Genomic DNA, 16,558 nt, shown 5'->3' on the forward strand with positions numbered 1-16,558 from the left:
CAGAAAAAATTAAAATATACAAGTACTATTGTTATGAATAAGATTGATCTTTCTGAATTTTATTTTTCCACCAGACAATCACTGGCGTAAGCAATACAGTGGGGCCTAACCATAATATAATAGGGGGGTCTAATTTGACATTGGTTACTAAAAATGCAGTGATAGCAGCAATAGTTGCGCCTAACATCGCGGAAAGATGTTTAACTATACGAAATTGACCGACTGCTTTATGATATAAATAGATTTTTATATCGGAAATGCTAAAAAAGCCACCAATTATTCCAAATACAAGTAATGTCACTGATTTAAAGTTTTCCAGATTAAAGCTATAAAAAGCTACTCCGAGCATAATTAATGAAATAACAAGCATAATAGCACTGATAGTGACATCTAATTTAGCAAATTGCCCAAGCCTGTTTTTGGCATAACGCCATCCGGAAAAGGCAAGATAATAACTAAATACTGCGATAAGAAATAAAAATAAATTCCGCTTGATGATAGAAAGTGGTAGAGCGGTAACGAATAAGCCTGTCATACTGTAAAAAAAGAAACGACCGAATTGTCGATGCTTTTGTTTTCCTTTTGCAGTAAAAATCGCGCCGAATGCAGAAAATAAGGCAAAAAACCCACAGATAATGTGTAAGATTAAAATTAAAAAAATAGTCATACAGAATCACTGGTTTTGAAGGTAAACGTATCAAATATTGAAAACATTAAAATTCCTCCGAGTAAAAAGCATTAACCGAATTGTAAACACGCTTATGGAACCGCCAGTCATTCAAATAGCAATAAGTTCAATGGGTATGTCAGGGGGAATTTTATCCCATAAACTAATAACATATCCACCACCCCCTGAGCCTGTTGGTTTAACTGCCAGAGCGCCTGAATCTTGTAATATTTGCATATGTTGTTCCAGAGTTTCACTGACTAAACCCCATTGTCTGAAACAATTTGCCGCTTGTTGCATAGCCTCTGCTAATAAGTTTAAAGAATGTTCGGTATTTTCTTCTAAAGCAGTTCGTGCTTTCATGACGCTATCTGCCATCTGCTTATCAATTAAAGTGGCTTTATCTACCTCTGCCTGCCATAAGTCGTGGACTTGATTAATACAATGCGATGTCATACCGATTTGGCCACAAGAGGATAAAAACCAATGAGGTTGCCAGGTTTTTTTAATGGGGTGAGCCAATCCTTCCTGGAAATAAGCGCCTGCTCCGGTAGCAACGCCAGCAATATCAAGCCCGCTACTTTGTCCATGAAAAAGATTTTCCAGCTTTTTAGCAAAGGCATAAATGGAGTCATTAACCAGTAAATTTTGCGCCTTAAACCAACGTGCCATTGCTACACAAAGTGCAGCAGAAGCGCCCATACCGACACCGATAGGGATATCATTATATATATGAAAATGACCACGGAGATGGCTAAGTGATTTACCGAGGAGTTTTTGCCCCTGCTCTAATACGCTCCAAAACAGAAGCTGCATGTCAGAGCCTCTGAAACCTGTGTAATCAGCACTGAGTACCTCATCAGAATTTTTATAGTGGAGAGACAATTTCTTTTGCTGAACAGGAAAAACGAGAGCGCCGTGTCCACGAAGAACCGCGTGTTCGCCTGCCAGAATCCATTTTCCGTGAGTAGTAGTCTGAAAATCAGAGAACATCGTAATTACCAACCAAATAATCTTGTTTAAATTGAAGCGCCTGTTCTACTTGATCCATACGATAAAGTAAATGAATATTCGGCCCTGCATCCATCGTCACAATAGGGCCATCTCCTGCACGATGCCATAAGTCTTTTAATGTATTCAAAACTTCTTTACTTTTTTCCGTCATATAATGGAATGGTGGTACACTGCTGTTGAACAAATTATGCATGTCATGAAACTCCCGCCAACAAATCTGGTACGCGCTAGCCCAGTCTTTTGTTCTGAATGCATCCAGTAAAACTTTCAGATTTTCTGTAGCACGATGGGCGCGTGCAGCATACTGATTGCTGGTTTTAACCCGTTGATGGGCCTCACTCGAAGAAACCTGTTTTTCCGTATGACTTATTACAATAACCTGATGATATAATTGTGTATAAGCTAATGGGATGCTTTCAACTTTATCTTCTTGCCAAAGAGCCCATGGTGAAAAAAAAGATCGGCAAGAGGAACCAGAACCTCGCATACTTAATTTGGCTTGTTCTTCTATAGAAGGTAAAGGCTGACTAGTAAGTTCACTTATTGCCAACGATGCGCATTTGGTGAGTGCTGCAAAGCTTGATGCGGAACTTGCCAGCCCGCTGCTGTGCGGAAAATTATTGGTGGAGCGAACAATAAAGGAGCCAGTGTATCTGAAATAGTCTTTGATGCGAGTCAGATGACGTAAAAAGCGTTGTTGGCCTGAGCTTGATAATTCAAAAGTCGCCGCCCCTGGTATCTCCAAGGGTTCCCACAGATCTTTTTTTCCCATGTAACTTTCTAATACAACAGAACTGACCAGATTATCCAACGTATAGGATAAGGAAGGATTGGCAGGTAAATTACTTTCTGTGTCTTTTTTGCCCATATATTTTATCAGGGCAATGTTAGCTGGTGCCTGGGTAAACCATTGCATAGCCTATCTCCTTAAACATTAATCTTGTTAGCGTTCACGCAACAGCATCACTTCAGGACAACTCTTCATTACCAACGTTTCTCGGATGACCGAGTGACCAGAATTAATGTACGTTCTGGATTCCGCGGTCAAGCCGCGGAACGTAGGTGTTGGCCTTAAATTGGTGCCATGGTTCACATTTTATTCAAATACAACCAAACATACCTCCTGAACGGATGTTTAATGCCCGGGGATATCATTCCAAAGAATTTTATGTAACTGTAATTGAAATCGTACCGCTAATTTATCTTGTATTATCCAATCCGCAAGGTGAGTAGGGCTTAGTTGATTCCAGACAGGGGAAAAGAGTACTTGAACCTGTTTTAATAATTGATGCTCTTTTATAACCTGACAGGCCCAGTCATAATCATTACGACTGCAAAGAACAAATTTAATTTGATCACTTTGCTTTAAGTATTGCAGATTGGCAAAAAGGTTTTTTTGACTTTCATTCGAGTCCGGTGTTTTTAAATCCATCACAATCATGACTCGTTTATCGACCGCTGCAATATCACGAGCACCACTGGTTTCCAAAGAAACTTTATAATTCAAGTCACAAAGTTGCTGTAATAAGTTAAGACAGCCTGGTTGGGCTAATGGTTCTCCGCCTGTCACACAAACGTGACTGCATTCATAAGAAGCTACTGTCCTTAGAATTGTCGCGATGTCGGTTACTTCCCCCCCATTAAAAGCGTAGGCTGTATCACAATATTGACAACGCAGAGGGCAACCTGTCAAACGGATAAAAACGGTAGGCAAACCGGCAGTAACTGATTCACCCTGTAAGGAATGAAAGATTTCCGTGATGCGTAACTGATTACCCGGTTGTTTCATGAGACGCCTAACGATTCCAGTTTTATTGCTGCCAGTTGAGCAGTGGGTGTATCAGGGTAATTTTTAAGGACTTGCTGTAACCTTAGTCTTGCTTCATTCGCTTTACCTGAGGCGGCCAACGCATAACCAATTTTGAGTGTACAGGCTGCTGCCTTACTCGAGGAGGGGAATTGTTTTAATACGAGATCAAAATGTTCAATCGCTTTAGGATAATTATTTTTTACCATATAAAGTTCGCCTAACCAATAATGAGCGTTAGCGGTATAACCTCCCTGGGGATACTGAGTAATAAAAGTCTGCATGGCTACGAGGGCATTGTCGTAGCGTTTATTTTTTACTAAATCATAGGCAGCCAGATAGCTGATTTGTTCATCAGCAGGATTGTTACGAGAAGTACTGATAACAGGTTTATTGATTGGTTTTTCCTGAGTAGGTGAAGAATATCCGGGAGAGGACGCTGCGGCTGTTTGAGCGATAACAGACTTCTCGGTTGATTTTTCTAATGAGGCAGGTGCTTGTGCTGACTGTATAGATTTTGTTGGGTTTCCTGATAATCGTGTGTCCAGATCTTTATAAAAAGCTAAGTGTTGCTGTTTTAATAATTTTAAATCATGAGACTGCATTTCAAGTTGGCCACGTAACTCCTGAATTTCTTGTTGCATTCCCTGTAATTTATTGAGTAATGCCGTATTATCGCTGTTGCTTAGGTGATCCTGATCATCGCGTGCGAGAGCAATTTCGTTATCGTAATCATCAAGTTGGGCTTTCGCAACAGGCTGCTCCATGGCTGCCTGTTGTTCGTCAAGAATTGCAAAATTTTCACTGTCATCAACTACAGGAGCTTCAGCGAATACCTGAAAAGATAAACAGCAGATAAAGCATAAACTCAGTAGAAGTCGATGTGATTTTATCATCTTGTTGCCTCGTAAGTTAGCTCAACGCGACGGTTTTGTTTGTGAGCTTCTGTATCATGACCTAAATAGAGAGGACGTTCTTTACCATAACTGACCACGCGAATCTGGTTTCTACTCACTCCTGCCATGCGCATTAATTCAGCTACAGTATTAGCGCGTCGTTCGCCCAGGGCTACGTTATATTCACGACTGCCACGTTCGTCAGTATGGCCTGCGAGCAGAACACGCGCGCCGGGATGAGTGGTCAGGTAATTAGCCTGCGCCATTAAAGAAGGTTTATATTTGGGGGCAAAAGAGCTATCGTCATAATCAAAAAGGTAGCGTTGGTTATGAGGAGCCTGTGTAGTATATGATTCACCGGGTTCCTGTCCTGCAAAACGAGTAAATCCTCCCAGACCATGCGCAGAAAGTCCGCTCATGCCATCAGCACTGCCTGGTGTTTTCGAACAGGATGCGAGCAACACGATGCTTGCCGCAACAAGCCCTAATTTAAATGATTTGGCTTTCATCCTTTATCTCCTTCATTAATTCTTGATAATTATTTAAAAGCGCCACAATGGCGGGTCATTGTACAATTGTTTTCTCAATTTCGCTATATGAGTAGAATCCTAATCTTTTTATTTTGCATGCGAGATGACAAAATGAGTTAATTCGGCAGTAAAACGTTTTGTCGCCTGATTTGCTGCAATTACACCGCCATAAGGGGTATCAAAAGGGCAACGGATATGTTGACTGATTATACGCGAAGCAATGACGCGGTTATCGCTTACATGAGTTAATACCACTTTAACAATCAAATCCACGACACTGGGTTTGTTTAAAAAATTTTGTTGTAATTCAATGAGTTGTGCATCAATTCGATAGTCGGTTGATTCAGCGTGCGGACTTGAGGCAACTGCATAAAAACGACCACTACGCTGTAAGCTTTGTACAATAAGAGGAAAAAGCATATCAGCAGGTGGATTGATCCAGGCATTGTTAGCAAAAGCATTTAATTCAAAGGGTTTTTTTATATAGACCATCTGTTCGGTTTGATAACCGGCAACGGCTTCGGGGGTAGTCACTAAAATAGAGCGTTTTTTAAGGGGGGTCGATGACAATTCAGAACTAAAAGCCGTTAATTTGTATTGGTTGCTAACCGGCGTTTTAATAGGAGAACACGCGGATAGCATGCATTGGATAATCAGCAATACAAAAAGTCTGATACTTAATCGATTCATCGCTATTCCCCAGGTCCAGGTACAGGCGGTGTAGTACCACGAATAACTACCGCAGGATTTTGTCGCATCTGGGCACTCACTTTTTCAAGATTGGCTGCTATTCTATCAATACGATGTATCAATGTAACCATCGCTGGTATCGTTTGCTGTGAAATCTTGTCTATGCTCGTTTTCCCTGTTTCCATCGTAGTAGTGACAGCTTTTCCTGCATCCGCTACAGCAGTAGACATGTCTTCCAGTCGATGAATACCCACTTTTATATCCTGAACAAGCGTTGGAAACTGGCGACTGACTTCTGCCATATTTTGCAAAAGAACGTCTGCATTTTTTAAACTATGGTTAATCTCGGTATCGTTTTTAGCAAAAACACCCGTAAGTCTGTTGATATTCGCCAGTGATTTTTTTAAATAAGCCGCGTTTTGTGCATCGAAAACTCGACCGATCTGTTGACTTACCTTATTAACATTTTCCGAAACCTCTTTCAATACTCTATCCAGCTGGTTAAATAATGAGGGTTTGGCAGGAATAACCGGATAGGGCTGATTGGGCGCTTTTTGCAAAGGTGTTAAATCCGAAGAACTTGCTGAAAGCCCGACATACGTCGTTCCTGTAATTCCCTGAGAAATTAGTGTGGCTGTAGTGCTTATTGTCACAGGGGTACCCTCCTCAATATTAAGCAGAAGAATAACCTGTTCAGGATCCTGGTGATTAAGTTCGATTTTACTGACAAAACCGACTTTGACACCATTATACTTGACAGCGGATTGCTCACTAAGGCCCGATACAGCTTCGCGAAGATAGACTGCGTAGATACGGTATTGTTTTTGATCAAAGCCAACGGATAGCCATAGAGCTGTAGCAAGTAGGGCGCCTACAAGGATTAATACAGCCAGGCCGACCACCGTGTAGTTCGTTTTTGCTTCCAAGAAGCTTGCTCCTGTTCTCTTAATTATAATCAGTTTAAAATTTACTAAAGTAATCGGCAATCAGTGGATGCGGATTTTTCTTTAATTCTTCAAAAGGAGCGACATCTAATATTTTCCCTTCACCGATAAAGGCAATTCTGTCGACTCGTTTTAAGGACTCCATATCATGACTGATCATGACGATCGTTAAATGCAAAGTATCTCTTAAAAATAAAATCAGTTCATCAAATTGTCTGGCGCTATGTGGATCAAGGCCCGTTGTGGGTTCATCCAGGAATAATAGCTCCGGGTCCATCGCCAGCGCACGCGCAGCAGCAGCACGCCGCTGCATTCCGCCGCTTAATTCAGAAGGAAATTTTCCTGCGGCTTCTTTAGGTAAACCGACAAGAGAAATTTTTAACATGGCAAGCTCTTTCATAAAATCAAAATCTAATGAAGTAAATTCGCGCATGGGAAATAGAATATTTTCCAATACGGTCATTGCCGTAAAAAGAGCGCTATGTTGAAACATCATACCCCAGCGACGACGAATGGCATTTGCTTTATGACTTGTTAAATGTGTAATTTCTTCACCAAAAATCTTTAAAGAGCCTGCCGTGGGCTTTAAGAGCATCAGTAGGCTGCGTAAAATAGTTGTTTTACCGCTGCCGCTTCCCCCAATGATTGCTAAAATTTCTCCTTTTGATACAGTAAGATTGACATCAGAATGTACCCATTGTCCACCTAAATAATTTTTTAGACCCTTAATTTCAATTAGAGGCTCGTCCATTAAATACCCATCCAGCTGTATATAATGGAATAAACAGCATCAGCAACAATAATTAAAAATAATGCCTGTACCACGCTTTTGGTGGTTTGACTGCCAATGCTGTCACTATTCGCTGCTACCCTGAATCCTTGAAAGCAGCCTACAAGAGCAATCAGGATAGCGAATGCAGGCGCTTTATATAAACCTAACATCATTTGTTTTAAACCCACTGAATCTTTTAAACGAGCTAAAAAATCCAGATACCCTACGTTAAGTATCGATTTGGACATAAACATGGCCCCCATCATACTAAATACATCAGACCAAAAAATGATTAGAGGAAAAACTAATAATAAACCAACCACCTTAGGCATGACCAAAAGTTCTGTAGGTGAAAGCCCCATTGTGTTTAATGCATCAATTTCTTCATTGATACTCATGCTACCAATTTGGGCGGTAAACGCAGAGCTTGTACGTCCCGCTACTATAATTGCCGTAATTAACGGTGCAAATTCCCGAAAAATAGCCATCCCTGATAAATAGGCAATAAAAATATTGGCACCGTAAGTTTGTAGTTGTAAACCCATTTGATAGGCTAATACTACGCCAATGAGAAACGACAGCAAGGCAATGATAGGTAATGCCTGAATTCCTGCTGAATAAATATTGGAGACAATGCCTGGTAATTGAAAACGTCGCCACTGACCCAATGCTTCAAAAAATTTGCTGCTTAAATCGCCAATCAAAATGACAAAGCCATCGGCCTGATGAATTTTATGAACGGTTTCTTTTCCCAGACGGTGAAGGAAATTTTTCTGTTTTGTTTTGGGTGCCGTATAATCCAGAGTTTCCCGGTGGTCCTCGATTAATTGTAACAAGGCTTTTTGTTGTTTGTTGAAATCAATTAATTCGATTTCCTTACCCTTGGTTTTCAGGTGATCAATACAATGCCTCAGAGCCAAGGCTCCTGAACTGTCAAATCGGGTAATTTCTCTGCCACTTATCGTTATTTTGTTTTCTTCAGGCAAGAACAACGAGTCAAGGTTTCGTACCAGATCATCCAGTTTTAAAACAGACCAGGTCCCTTGACACTGGTAGCAGTGATTGTCTTTATTAAAAATAAATTGAGCGGAAGTTTTTGCCTTGGTCATGATTGCTATCATTTCAGGATATAGCCTAGCATAATACGAAACAGGCTGTTGCTAAATACCTGAGAGCAATATTTATTACCGTCTTTTATTACAGGGATCTTACACGGTGAATGCGATTAAAAGATTTTCTCTTTTATTATGGGATGTTGATCCTGGGTATTTTCGTTTAAAACACGCGATGAAAACGGTTCTCGCTATTTTAATTGCATTATGGTTAGTCCGAAAAGACACCATGCTGACTAAAGCAATGGCCGGTATTATTTGTGGGATGTCTATGCAAGGCATTGTAGCAAAGCCTTTTTTTGCACGTGTTATTCAAATTATATCCTTTAACAGCGCTTGTTTTTCAGCGTTCATTTTAGGTTTTATGGTACGAGATCTTTTTTATTTAAAAACGCTTGTTTTAATGGGCTTGGGATTTACGGTTAATTATTTACGGCGATTTGGACTTCATAATAGTATGGCGCCGATGATGATTTGGGTCTTATGTTTTGTTGCCACTATTTTACCTTTTAATGCAACTACCTCATTATGGGAGAGTGTCTACGGTTTACTCGTGGGTGTGAGTGTTTCGGCACTGGTTATGCTGGTTATTTTTCCAGAAAATTATTCTGTCTTATTTGTAAATAACTCTAATCGATTATTTAAATTACTTTCAAGTGGGTTGTCAGATTTAAGGCGTCATCTTTTAATGAGAGAAGGCTCTTATGATCTCCACTTTACTATGTTTATGCGTGTAAAAGAAAGTATGCATTATCTATTAGAAAGTAATCAGGCCATAGAAGAGAGCACTTTATTCGCCGAACAACAGCCTCTAATCGATGACATAATGATTCAACAGTATGCTCTGGTGCACGCCTATACAATGATTATTGAAACCTATCGAACGTTAAGCGTTCATGAATATAAATTGTCAAATTCGCTGTTGCGTGCAATAAACAGGATCAATAAGCAATTTGCATTTAAGTTTTACTCCTCCAAAATGAATAAAACTTATTATGTCACGGCGAAATCAATGCCTGTTGTTCTGACGAAACTTTCTCAGGCCATCAGTAGAGAACATATCACTGATCCTGATTTAATTATGATTTTATTGAATTTAAAACTTGGTTTCAGTCTTTTAAATCAGCATCTTAATAACCTGCTAAGGAAAAACGATGCCACTTAGAAATACGACCAAAATGGCGTGGCAGGCGGTGATTGCAATTTTTATCGCCGAGTTTATGAGTGCTTATCTGCATCTGGAGCGGGGTTATTGGACTACTCTGGCTACCATGGCTTTAATTACTCAGACCTGGGGAGAAAGTATCCGGCGTTCTTTTGAACGGGTAACAATGACTATTTTAGGTGGGGTATGCGGCACCGTGTTGTATTTCATACTTCCTGCCAATGAAATAGTAATGCTTGGCTTGCTTTTCATTTTTGTTTTTTTCACTGTTTATATGTTACAAATCAATTATCTTGTTTCTGTTTTTATGTTAACAGGCTATGTAGTCCTTTTGTTTGCACTGATGGGTGACTGGACTCTGGCTTTACTTAAAGATCGCATTGTTGATACAGCCTTGGGAGCTGGTATTGCTCTCTTTGTGGGATGTTTCTTCTTACCGATTAAAACGGATATTGCTAATTTATTTATTAATCATCTGGAAAAAATGCTGGCAACATTAACGCTTGTTTTTTCAAATAAACCACAGGCTAATCGCACTACACTGACGAGCCAACATTTATACACTGATTTTCAAATGATACGTAAAAACGCCCTGTCTATTCGTTACGAAATGTTGTTTCATAGGATGAATCGGCGAGATTTTTACCTGTTATTAACTCAGACTGCATTTTGTACCCAATATGTTGCAAGTTTAATTGAATCTTATCGTTGGCTGGAGAGTTACCTGACGCAAGAAGACAGGGCAGGAATTACTACTGCTATGAATATTACCAGGCATAATTTTGAAACGATGATAAAGCGCTTGAAAAACGAACCTCATTCAGCAATGTTGCCGGCAGCAGAGTTACATACATTAATTGCTGAGAAGATTAATCAGGATCCACAGCGGTTTGCTACTTTAGAAAATGAAGCATTAAGTTTTTTTAATGTGATGTATTTTTTTATACGTTTGAATACCCGTATGAATGAATCCTATACGTTACTTGACTGATTATTTTTAAATCCATTGTTTGGTAAATATAAATACAACAGGGGATTGAATCTGGTTGCTGTCCTTATCTTATGTTAGAATCCAGGCCATTTTTTCCAGAATAGTGACTGAGTGTGCGAAGTAATTATAATAACTCACAACTCCCTGAGACGGCAGGTGATCTATGTCGTTAAATGATAAGGCTGGCCAGTTGTTTCAGGGATTTTCCAAGTTAGCTCGTGAAGAACGGTTTCAGCGTTTGCTGGAGGCAGGCGCCTTAACTGCGGATGACATTGATTATTTGCAAGGTGGTGGGGTACAAAGCACGCTGTTGGCTGATAAATTAATTGAAAACGTCATTGGGTATTTTCAATTGCCACTGGGTGTGGCCACCAATTTTTGTATTGATGGTAAAGATTATGTCATTCCCTTGGCTGTGGAGGAGACTTCTATCATCGCTGCGTTGTCAAAAACGGCAAAATGGATAAGACAGCAGGGCAGTATTACTACAGAGGTTCAAGGAGAATCCATTATTGGTCAGATACAATTGGCCAAAGTCAAAAATTGGCAGCGATTCGCCGCTATATTCGCCGAAAACAAGCAATTTTTAATTGAAAAAGCCAATGAGGAAGTTGCTTTTAATATGGTGAAGAGAGGGGGGGGGGTGACTGATCTTGAGCTTCGGCATTTAGCGCGGGAAGACGACTATGACATGGCTGTTATTCATTTAATGATGAACAGTTGTGATGCCATGGGAGCAAATATCATTAATCAGGTTTTGGAATATTTAAAAGCACCTTTAGAAAATCTGACCGGCGAACAGATTTCCATGTGTATTTTATCCAATTTAAATGATCAAAAGTTAACAACTGCCACAGTGACTATCCACAATGTGGATGCGGAACTGGGTGAACGTCTGCAAGAAGCATCCTTGTTTGCAGAAACCGATCCCTATCGTGCGGCTACTCATAACAAAGGAGTGATGAATGGCATTGATCCCGTATTAATTGCAACGGGCAATGATTGGCGCGCCGTTGAGGCGGGTATGCATGCGTATGCAGCACGTAAAGGTCACTACCAGGCAATTACTCGCTGGCGCTATCAGCAAGGTGACTTAACGGGCCAGTTAGTTGCTCCAATCATTGTAGGCACAGTAGGTGGTGTAACGGCGCTTCATCCTACCGCCAAACTTTGCTTACGAATGATGGGAATTGAGTCAGCCAATCATTTGTCACGTATTCTTGCAGCCGTAGGTCTGGTACAAAACCTTGGCGCTCTTAAGGCATTATGTACTGAAGGAATTATTAAAGGGCATATGAAATTGCATATTGACAATCTTTTACTTGTCGCTGGTGCAACTGATAGTGAAATGCCACTATTGAAAGAACGACTGCAAAGCTGGTTAACAACCAATAAGCGAGTCAGTTTGAATAATGCTTATGATCTTTTAGCGGAATTGCGACAAACACGCATTGCAACATAAAATAATATACAAAAAATACTTGAAATTTTACCTTAATCCGGTATGATTCCAGCCTCTTTGGGGCCGTTAGCTCAGTCGGTAGAGCAGGAGGCTTTTAACCTCTGTGTCATAGGTTCGAATCCTATACGGCCCACCATCCTGCCAGACAATGACAGGAGAAAAAAAAGTTATATATATTCTGTAAAGGGCCGTTAGCTCAGTCGGTAGAGCAGGAGGCTTTTAACCTCTGTGTCATAGGTTCGAATCCTATACGGCCCACCATTTAACGGAATGCATTTTTTTAGATAATCACTCACAATGCGCTCGTAGCTCAGCTGGATAGAGTACTTGGCTTCGAACCAAGGTGTCGGGGGTTCGAGTCCCTCCGAGCGCGCCATTTAGGGTCATCCAAATCCGGGGGCACTTCACTCATCCACAGAGCACTCTAACTCTTAATCTATAATTTTCAAAATTTCTAAATCCATAAGCCCGTCGTTGAATCAATTTCATCTTTCGATGAAAGCCTTCAGTTATTCCATTTAAAGCCGTATTGTCTTTGTATCTCATTCTTTGTGTATGTCAATCAGGGGAGTAAAAGAACAAGAAACTTGCAAATTATACTAGAACGGATATAATTATATCAAAATAGATATAAAAATAATATATGAAACCAATATGCTTTTTAGGTGATTCGTTAATCCGTTTAAGAGAATTTGGCACGGATGCAAAACAAGATGCTGGTTATCAATTAGATAAAATACAACGGGGTGAGCAACCAGATGATTTTAAACCCATGCCTTCAATTGGAAAGGGGGTTGAGGAAATCAGACTTTGGGATGAAACGGGAACATATCGTGTAATTTATACAGCGAGAGTTGCTGACGCAGTTTACGTTTTACATGCTTTTCAAAAGAAAACTCAAACGACATCAAAACGCGATATTGATCTTGCAAAAACACGCTTTACTGAATTAAAAAGGAGCAAATAGAAATGAATAGAATAGAAAAATATGAAAATGTTTGGGATGCAATTTCTGATACCCCCGGAGAGGCCGCTAACTTACAAGCGAAAGCAGAGTTAATGCGTCAAATTGTAGCCATTATTAAAAAACAGGATTGGACGCAGGTAGAAGCTGCCAAACACTGTGGGGTAACTCAGCCACGTATGAATGATATGTTACGGGGTCGTATATCTCGATTTTCATTAGATGCTTTAGTAAATATCGCAGCAGCGATTGGGCAACGAGTACATATTGAATTAGAGGCTGCATAATCTGTAGATGATCTTAGTTAGTTTTAGGTTAAGTCTGATAAATTTAATATCAGATCGTAGTTAATATGTGTTTAATCCTCTGTTCTTTTGATTCCAAATGTTTGTGTACTATATGAATAAATGGACTCAAGATCATCTATTGCTTTGGATAAAGGCGATATGTTTTATTTGGCATGTTGTTTTTTCTTCATTTGCTTCAGAAATTTTTGGGCATTCCATGCTATGGGAGTACCGCTAGCCTCCCCTTCATCAATAAGGTGACGAAGTTGCTCCAGCTTTGATTCAGCTTGCTTTTCACGAAGTAAGCGCAATGTACACTCCAGTTAAGAGTGACTTTATAATTTACGGAGGAATAAAATGAAAGACTTCTTTATCAAAACCTTTGGAGGGTTGGCATTTAACTATTATTTTCGGCATTGGATTTTTGGGCTAATATTCCCAATAATTTTATTTAGCATGGCAACAGAAGACTACATTTCTTTTCTTGAAATTTTTTTAATCATCGTAAATACTTTTTTGTACCCTTATTCCCGTTTTGTTTATGAAAAAATATGTAATTTCATTCTAGGAGATAATTTTTTTATAGTTAATACTGTTTTTTTGCTCACCACCAAAATGATCAGTATGTTAATCTGCTGGACTGGAGCCATTTTTATAGCACCAATAGGACTTTCTTATTTGTATTACCATCACTCCAAATATCTTAGAAATATTCAAAATTCTTGAGATCAAAAAAATGGTGCACGACGCGTGTACCATTTCACAAAAGACAAATTTAAATACACATTTTCATAAGGACTAAAAACATGGAAAATTTAGTTTATATATTAAAGTTACAAAAAAAATATAATGGCATTTACTTCATAAAAAAATCACTGTGCCAAAATAGCTTCCGAAAACTACTAGGTGTTTTTATAATATTACTGATCGTTTCATCAATTATCGCTATTTTTATTGCAAAAAAACAAAATAATATTTATATACTTTCATGTCCAGGTATAATTATTTTTTTGTCACTATGCTACATTTTTAAACTAATTGACAAAGACCATATGAAATCCATCAATCAACCACTAACTACCAAATTTCTTAATCCTAAATATCTTGTTTTCAGGATTCAAGCAATCAAGGAAACTTTACAGAAAGATAATTGCTATAATGAAAATTTTTTAAATCAAACGCTTGAAGAATGTGACCGATATTTGATTTTAGAGGCAAATGGAACCTCATTCATTCTAAGAACTTTAAAAAATCAAATACAATAAAAATAGCAATCAGGGTTACTTATTTAGAGAAGCGCAAAGCTATATCTTAATCTAGACCATCAACTTAACCTAATGCAGCAGAAAGTAACATAACTGGTAGAATAAAAATATGTTAAATACGTCACAGTTAATTAAAGAAATTGATGAATAATGATCGTTATGATGTAATTGAAGATGAAAATTTTGAACCTGGCTCTCATCAACAAGTATTAAGAAATTATCTTGGCATCAAAGATAAACAAACTATTGAAGTACTGGAAGAACAAGAGTTAGAGCGAACAGGTCTACAAATGATCGATCTATACGATAAGATCATCGATTCAATTCACAGGATCTTTGTGATCTCCATTCTTTATGGCTTGCAGGAATCTATCCATTTTCAGGAAAGTACAGAACGACCAATATGAGCAAAGATGGCTATCAATTTGCCGCCGCACATCTGATCGATAAATTAATGTATGAGTTCGAAACGAACTATTTAAGTCAATATACTCCTTGCAACTATACCAATGAAGATGACTTAGCATATTCTTTGGCCATTGTTCATGTAGAGCTTATAATTATTCATCCATTCAGAGAGGGGAATGGTCGTTTGGCCAGATTGCTTGCAAACTTAATGGCTCTTCAAGCTGGCAAGAGATTTATCAACTATTCCCCTATCGATAGGACCTCTCAACAAAAGGGTTTTGATGAGTATATAATGGCTATACACCAAGGACATTGTGGTGACTATAAAATGATGCAAAAAATTTTCTATAAGTTATTGGAGGCTTCTTAGCTTTTATGAAGACGAGACTGAATTTTTCGAAATACAGCATCAGTTTTTGATGTGTCGGGTATTACATGGATATGAACAGAAGAATTAGCAACAATACCCTCCACTCCACAAGATGTTCTAGAAGATCTCGAGTTCAACTCTCTCGCTGCTTTTTTATCCCTTAAATAAGGATTAGTGACGGATAATGTTTTCATAAGTTAATTATAACATACGTTTGCTTTTTGTGTTGGGTAAAAGGCAAAATATGTAATAGCATATTCTGCTATATACCTATTAAACAGCCGTTGTTTCTACTTCTAGGAAAGCTGATCCAGAAATTAAATCGCATCGTATAGAATAAAACTTTTGACGAACAGCCTTTAGCAAAATTGAACTCTGAAGACATAGACTTCAGAGCAATTTTCTAAATGGATCATATTCAAAATCAGAATAGTTATAAGTATATGCTTTTTCCTTTTAATTCCTGACAGGCAATCTTTAATAAACCAGGCCATAACTTATCCTCTGTACTGGCCATGTCAATGAAAGCTTCTGTCTTCGTGCTGATGTCTGCCGTCTTGCAGAGTTCTTGCCAATCAATAATAAAGCTCGTACTGGCAGGGTTAATATCGAATGGGTGTCCCATAACTCTCCTCATGATGCGATAAAGGATTTTCCGGCATTGGCCGGGTATGATGTCCTTCCGACCTGGAGGCGCCGAACATCCCTGCGACACTTACTGCTGCCGGTTTTATCTTTTGTCTCAATGCCGCCAGTTGCGGTTCTTCTGCAAGCAACGTTGACAGCAATTTCTCCATATACTCCGGTGATTTCTCCCAGTCCATCGCTTTTTTCTTACAGATTGCCTGTAAATGCGCCTCTGTCTCCTTCGAGGGCAAGGAAAGTAATACGTCAAGCTTTTTGCACAACGTCTTCATTAAGGATTTTCTGTTCCGCGCATCGAGCTGTCGTTCAGTCTCCTTCCTCGCTGCTGCTTCTTTCTCCGCTTGTGTCTCAGCTTCTTTCCTCGCTGCTGCTTCTTGCTCTGCCTTCTCCATAGCTTGTCTGGTGGTTTCTACGGCTTCTTTTTCTTTCTGTTTTAATGCAGCCGTCTCTGCTCTTATTTTCTCTCTTGTTGCGTCTAACTTTTCTGTCTCTGCTTGCAGCTGCAGCCTTTTGCTTTCATCGCGAAGAAAATGACGCCTTGAACTCATCTGATTATTAATATGTTCTTC

23 protein-coding genes and 3 tRNA genes are annotated in these 16,558 nt (G+C 39.2%); 12 read left to right on the top strand and 14 right to left on the bottom strand.

The window, feature by feature from the left end; all coding sequences use genetic code 11:
- Positions 1 to 31: 31 nt before the first annotated feature.
- The 10 genes from T345_RS0108125 to T345_RS0108170 all read right to left on the bottom strand — a co-directional run bounded on the left by T345_RS0108125 (position 32) and on the right by T345_RS0108170 (position 8,429).
- Positions 32 to 667 carry a hypothetical protein gene (locus T345_RS0108125; protein WP_035918522.1) on the bottom strand — a complete coding sequence of 212 codons (636 nt, stop codon included), beginning with the start codon at positions 665 to 667 and terminating at the stop codon, positions 32 to 34.
- Between the two features lie 111 nt (positions 668 to 778).
- The gene (locus tag T345_RS0108130) at positions 779 to 1,660 is read right to left on the bottom strand and encodes a mevalonate kinase family protein (protein ID WP_028388917.1); all 882 of its coding nucleotides are present in this window, start codon (positions 1,658 to 1,660) and stop codon (positions 779 to 781) included.
- A complete protein-coding gene (locus T345_RS0108135) occupies positions 1,650 to 2,597 on the bottom strand; it encodes a diphosphomevalonate decarboxylase (protein WP_028388918.1) in 948 nt (315 codons plus the stop codon). The genes T345_RS0108130 and T345_RS0108135 overlap by 11 nt, the downstream gene beginning before the upstream one ends.
- Positions 2,598 to 2,816: 219 nt before the next feature.
- Positions 2,817 to 3,470, bottom strand: coding sequence for a 7-carboxy-7-deazaguanine synthase QueE (gene queE, locus T345_RS0108140; RefSeq protein ID WP_028388919.1), 654 nt, complete (start codon positions 3,468 to 3,470; stop codon positions 2,817 to 2,819).
- Positions 3,467 to 4,384: a tol-pal system protein YbgF gene (gene ybgF / locus T345_RS0108145; RefSeq protein WP_028388920.1), complete on the bottom strand. Its 918-nt coding sequence runs from the start codon at positions 4,382 to 4,384 to the stop codon at positions 3,467 to 3,469. Before ybgF ends, queE begins: the two co-directional genes overlap by 4 nt.
- Positions 4,381 to 4,893 (bottom strand): peptidoglycan-associated lipoprotein Pal, encoded by a 513-nt coding sequence (gene pal / locus T345_RS0108150; protein WP_028388921.1) that lies wholly within the window; start codon positions 4,891 to 4,893, stop codon positions 4,381 to 4,383. Before pal ends, ybgF begins: the two co-directional genes overlap by 4 nt.
- A gap of 108 nt (positions 4,894 to 5,001) precedes the next feature.
- A complete protein-coding gene (locus T345_RS0108155) occupies positions 5,002 to 5,604 on the bottom strand; it encodes an ABC-type transport auxiliary lipoprotein family protein (RefSeq protein ID WP_028388922.1) in 603 nt (200 codons plus the stop codon).
- A 2-nt stretch (positions 5,605 to 5,606) separates the two neighbouring features.
- Positions 5,607 to 6,530 (bottom strand): MlaD family protein, encoded by a 924-nt coding sequence (locus tag T345_RS0108160; protein WP_028388923.1) that lies wholly within the window; start codon positions 6,528 to 6,530, stop codon positions 5,607 to 5,609.
- A gap of 34 nt (positions 6,531 to 6,564) precedes the next feature.
- Positions 6,565 to 7,299, bottom strand: a complete 735-nt coding sequence (locus T345_RS0108165; RefSeq protein ID WP_028388924.1) for an ABC transporter ATP-binding protein — start codon at positions 7,297 to 7,299, stop codon at positions 6,565 to 6,567.
- Positions 7,299 to 8,429, bottom strand: a complete 1,131-nt coding sequence (locus T345_RS0108170) for an ABC transporter permease (RefSeq protein ID WP_035918525.1) — start codon at positions 8,427 to 8,429, stop codon at positions 7,299 to 7,301. The genes T345_RS0108165 and T345_RS0108170 overlap by 1 nt, the downstream gene beginning before the upstream one ends.
- Positions 8,430 to 8,535: 106 nt before the next feature.
- Here T345_RS0108170 and T345_RS0108175 point away from each other — a divergent pair, with 106 nt between their 5' ends.
- From T345_RS0108175 to T345_RS0108200, 6 genes are all read left to right on the top strand, one after another.
- Entirely contained in the window at positions 8,536 to 9,597 is a 1,062-nt protein-coding gene (locus T345_RS0108175) for a hypothetical protein (protein ID WP_028388926.1), read from the top strand.
- A complete protein-coding gene (locus T345_RS0108180) occupies positions 9,587 to 10,588 on the top strand; it encodes an FUSC family protein (RefSeq protein ID WP_028388927.1) in 1,002 nt (333 codons plus the stop codon). The genes T345_RS0108175 and T345_RS0108180 overlap by 11 nt, the downstream gene beginning before the upstream one ends.
- Positions 10,589 to 10,751: 163 nt before the next feature.
- Positions 10,752 to 12,050, top strand: a complete 1,299-nt coding sequence (locus T345_RS0108185; protein WP_028388928.1) for a hydroxymethylglutaryl-CoA reductase, degradative — start codon at positions 10,752 to 10,754, stop codon at positions 12,048 to 12,050.
- A 60-nt stretch (positions 12,051 to 12,110) separates the two neighbouring features.
- Positions 12,111 to 12,186 (top strand) — tRNA-Lys (locus T345_RS0108190).
- Positions 12,187 to 12,235: 49 nt separating this feature from the next.
- Positions 12,236 to 12,311, top strand: a tRNA-Lys gene (locus T345_RS0108195).
- A 38-nt stretch (positions 12,312 to 12,349) separates the two neighbouring features.
- Positions 12,350 to 12,426 (top strand) — tRNA-Arg (locus T345_RS0108200).
- Positions 12,427 to 12,458: 32 nt separating this feature from the next.
- Here the strand turns inward: T345_RS0108200 and T345_RS14815 are convergent.
- Positions 12,459 to 12,596 (bottom strand): transposase, encoded by a 138-nt coding sequence (locus T345_RS14815; protein ID WP_423202101.1) that lies wholly within the window; start codon positions 12,594 to 12,596, stop codon positions 12,459 to 12,461.
- Between the two features lie 97 nt (positions 12,597 to 12,693).
- Between T345_RS14815 and T345_RS0108205 the strand changes: the two genes are divergently transcribed.
- On the top strand, positions 12,694 to 13,017 hold the full coding sequence (locus T345_RS0108205; RefSeq protein ID WP_028388929.1) for a type II toxin-antitoxin system RelE/ParE family toxin: 324 nt from the start codon (positions 12,694 to 12,696) through the stop codon (positions 13,015 to 13,017).
- Positions 13,018 to 13,019: 2 nt separating this feature from the next.
- Positions 13,020 to 13,301, top strand: a complete 282-nt coding sequence (locus tag T345_RS0108210; protein ID WP_028388930.1) for a helix-turn-helix domain-containing protein — start codon at positions 13,020 to 13,022, stop codon at positions 13,299 to 13,301.
- 164 nt (positions 13,302 to 13,465) lie between these two features.
- Here the strand turns inward: T345_RS0108210 and T345_RS13880 are convergent, their stop codons facing one another.
- Positions 13,466 to 13,612, bottom strand: coding sequence for a type II toxin-antitoxin system ParD family antitoxin (locus T345_RS13880; RefSeq protein ID WP_242604593.1), 147 nt, complete (start codon positions 13,610 to 13,612; stop codon positions 13,466 to 13,468).
- Between the two features lie 46 nt (positions 13,613 to 13,658).
- On the opposite strand from T345_RS13880, the gene T345_RS0108220 reads away from it, so the two are divergent.
- From T345_RS0108220 to T345_RS13890, 4 genes are all read left to right on the top strand, one after another.
- A complete protein-coding gene (locus T345_RS0108220) occupies positions 13,659 to 14,027 on the top strand; it encodes a hypothetical protein (RefSeq protein WP_028388931.1) in 369 nt (122 codons plus the stop codon).
- 80 nt (positions 14,028 to 14,107) lie between these two features.
- Complete coding sequence (locus tag T345_RS0108225; protein WP_028388932.1) at positions 14,108 to 14,566, top strand: hypothetical protein; 459 nt, start codon at positions 14,108 to 14,110, stop codon at positions 14,564 to 14,566.
- A 143-nt stretch (positions 14,567 to 14,709) separates the two neighbouring features.
- A complete protein-coding gene (locus tag T345_RS13885; RefSeq protein ID WP_035918528.1) occupies positions 14,710 to 14,973 on the top strand; it encodes a hypothetical protein in 264 nt (87 codons plus the stop codon).
- A complete protein-coding gene (locus T345_RS13890; protein WP_242604597.1) occupies positions 14,934 to 15,344 on the top strand; it encodes a Fic/DOC family protein in 411 nt (136 codons plus the stop codon). The genes T345_RS13885 and T345_RS13890 overlap by 40 nt, the downstream gene beginning before the upstream one ends.
- 433 nt (positions 15,345 to 15,777) lie before the next feature.
- Here the strand turns inward: T345_RS13890 and T345_RS0108235 are convergent, their stop codons facing one another.
- A complete protein-coding gene (locus tag T345_RS0108235; protein ID WP_028388933.1) occupies positions 15,778 to 15,969 on the bottom strand; it encodes a hypothetical protein in 192 nt (63 codons plus the stop codon).
- The coding region (locus T345_RS15195) for a hypothetical protein (RefSeq protein ID WP_211249732.1) at positions 15,947 to 16,558 on the bottom strand (612 nt) is incomplete at its 5' end. The genes T345_RS0108235 and T345_RS15195, both read right to left, overlap by 23 nt.

Source organism: Legionella fairfieldensis ATCC 49588 (assembly GCF_000621525.1).
In the GTDB taxonomy this organism is placed as follows: Bacteria; Pseudomonadota; Gammaproteobacteria; order Legionellales; family Legionellaceae; genus Tatlockia; species Tatlockia fairfieldensis.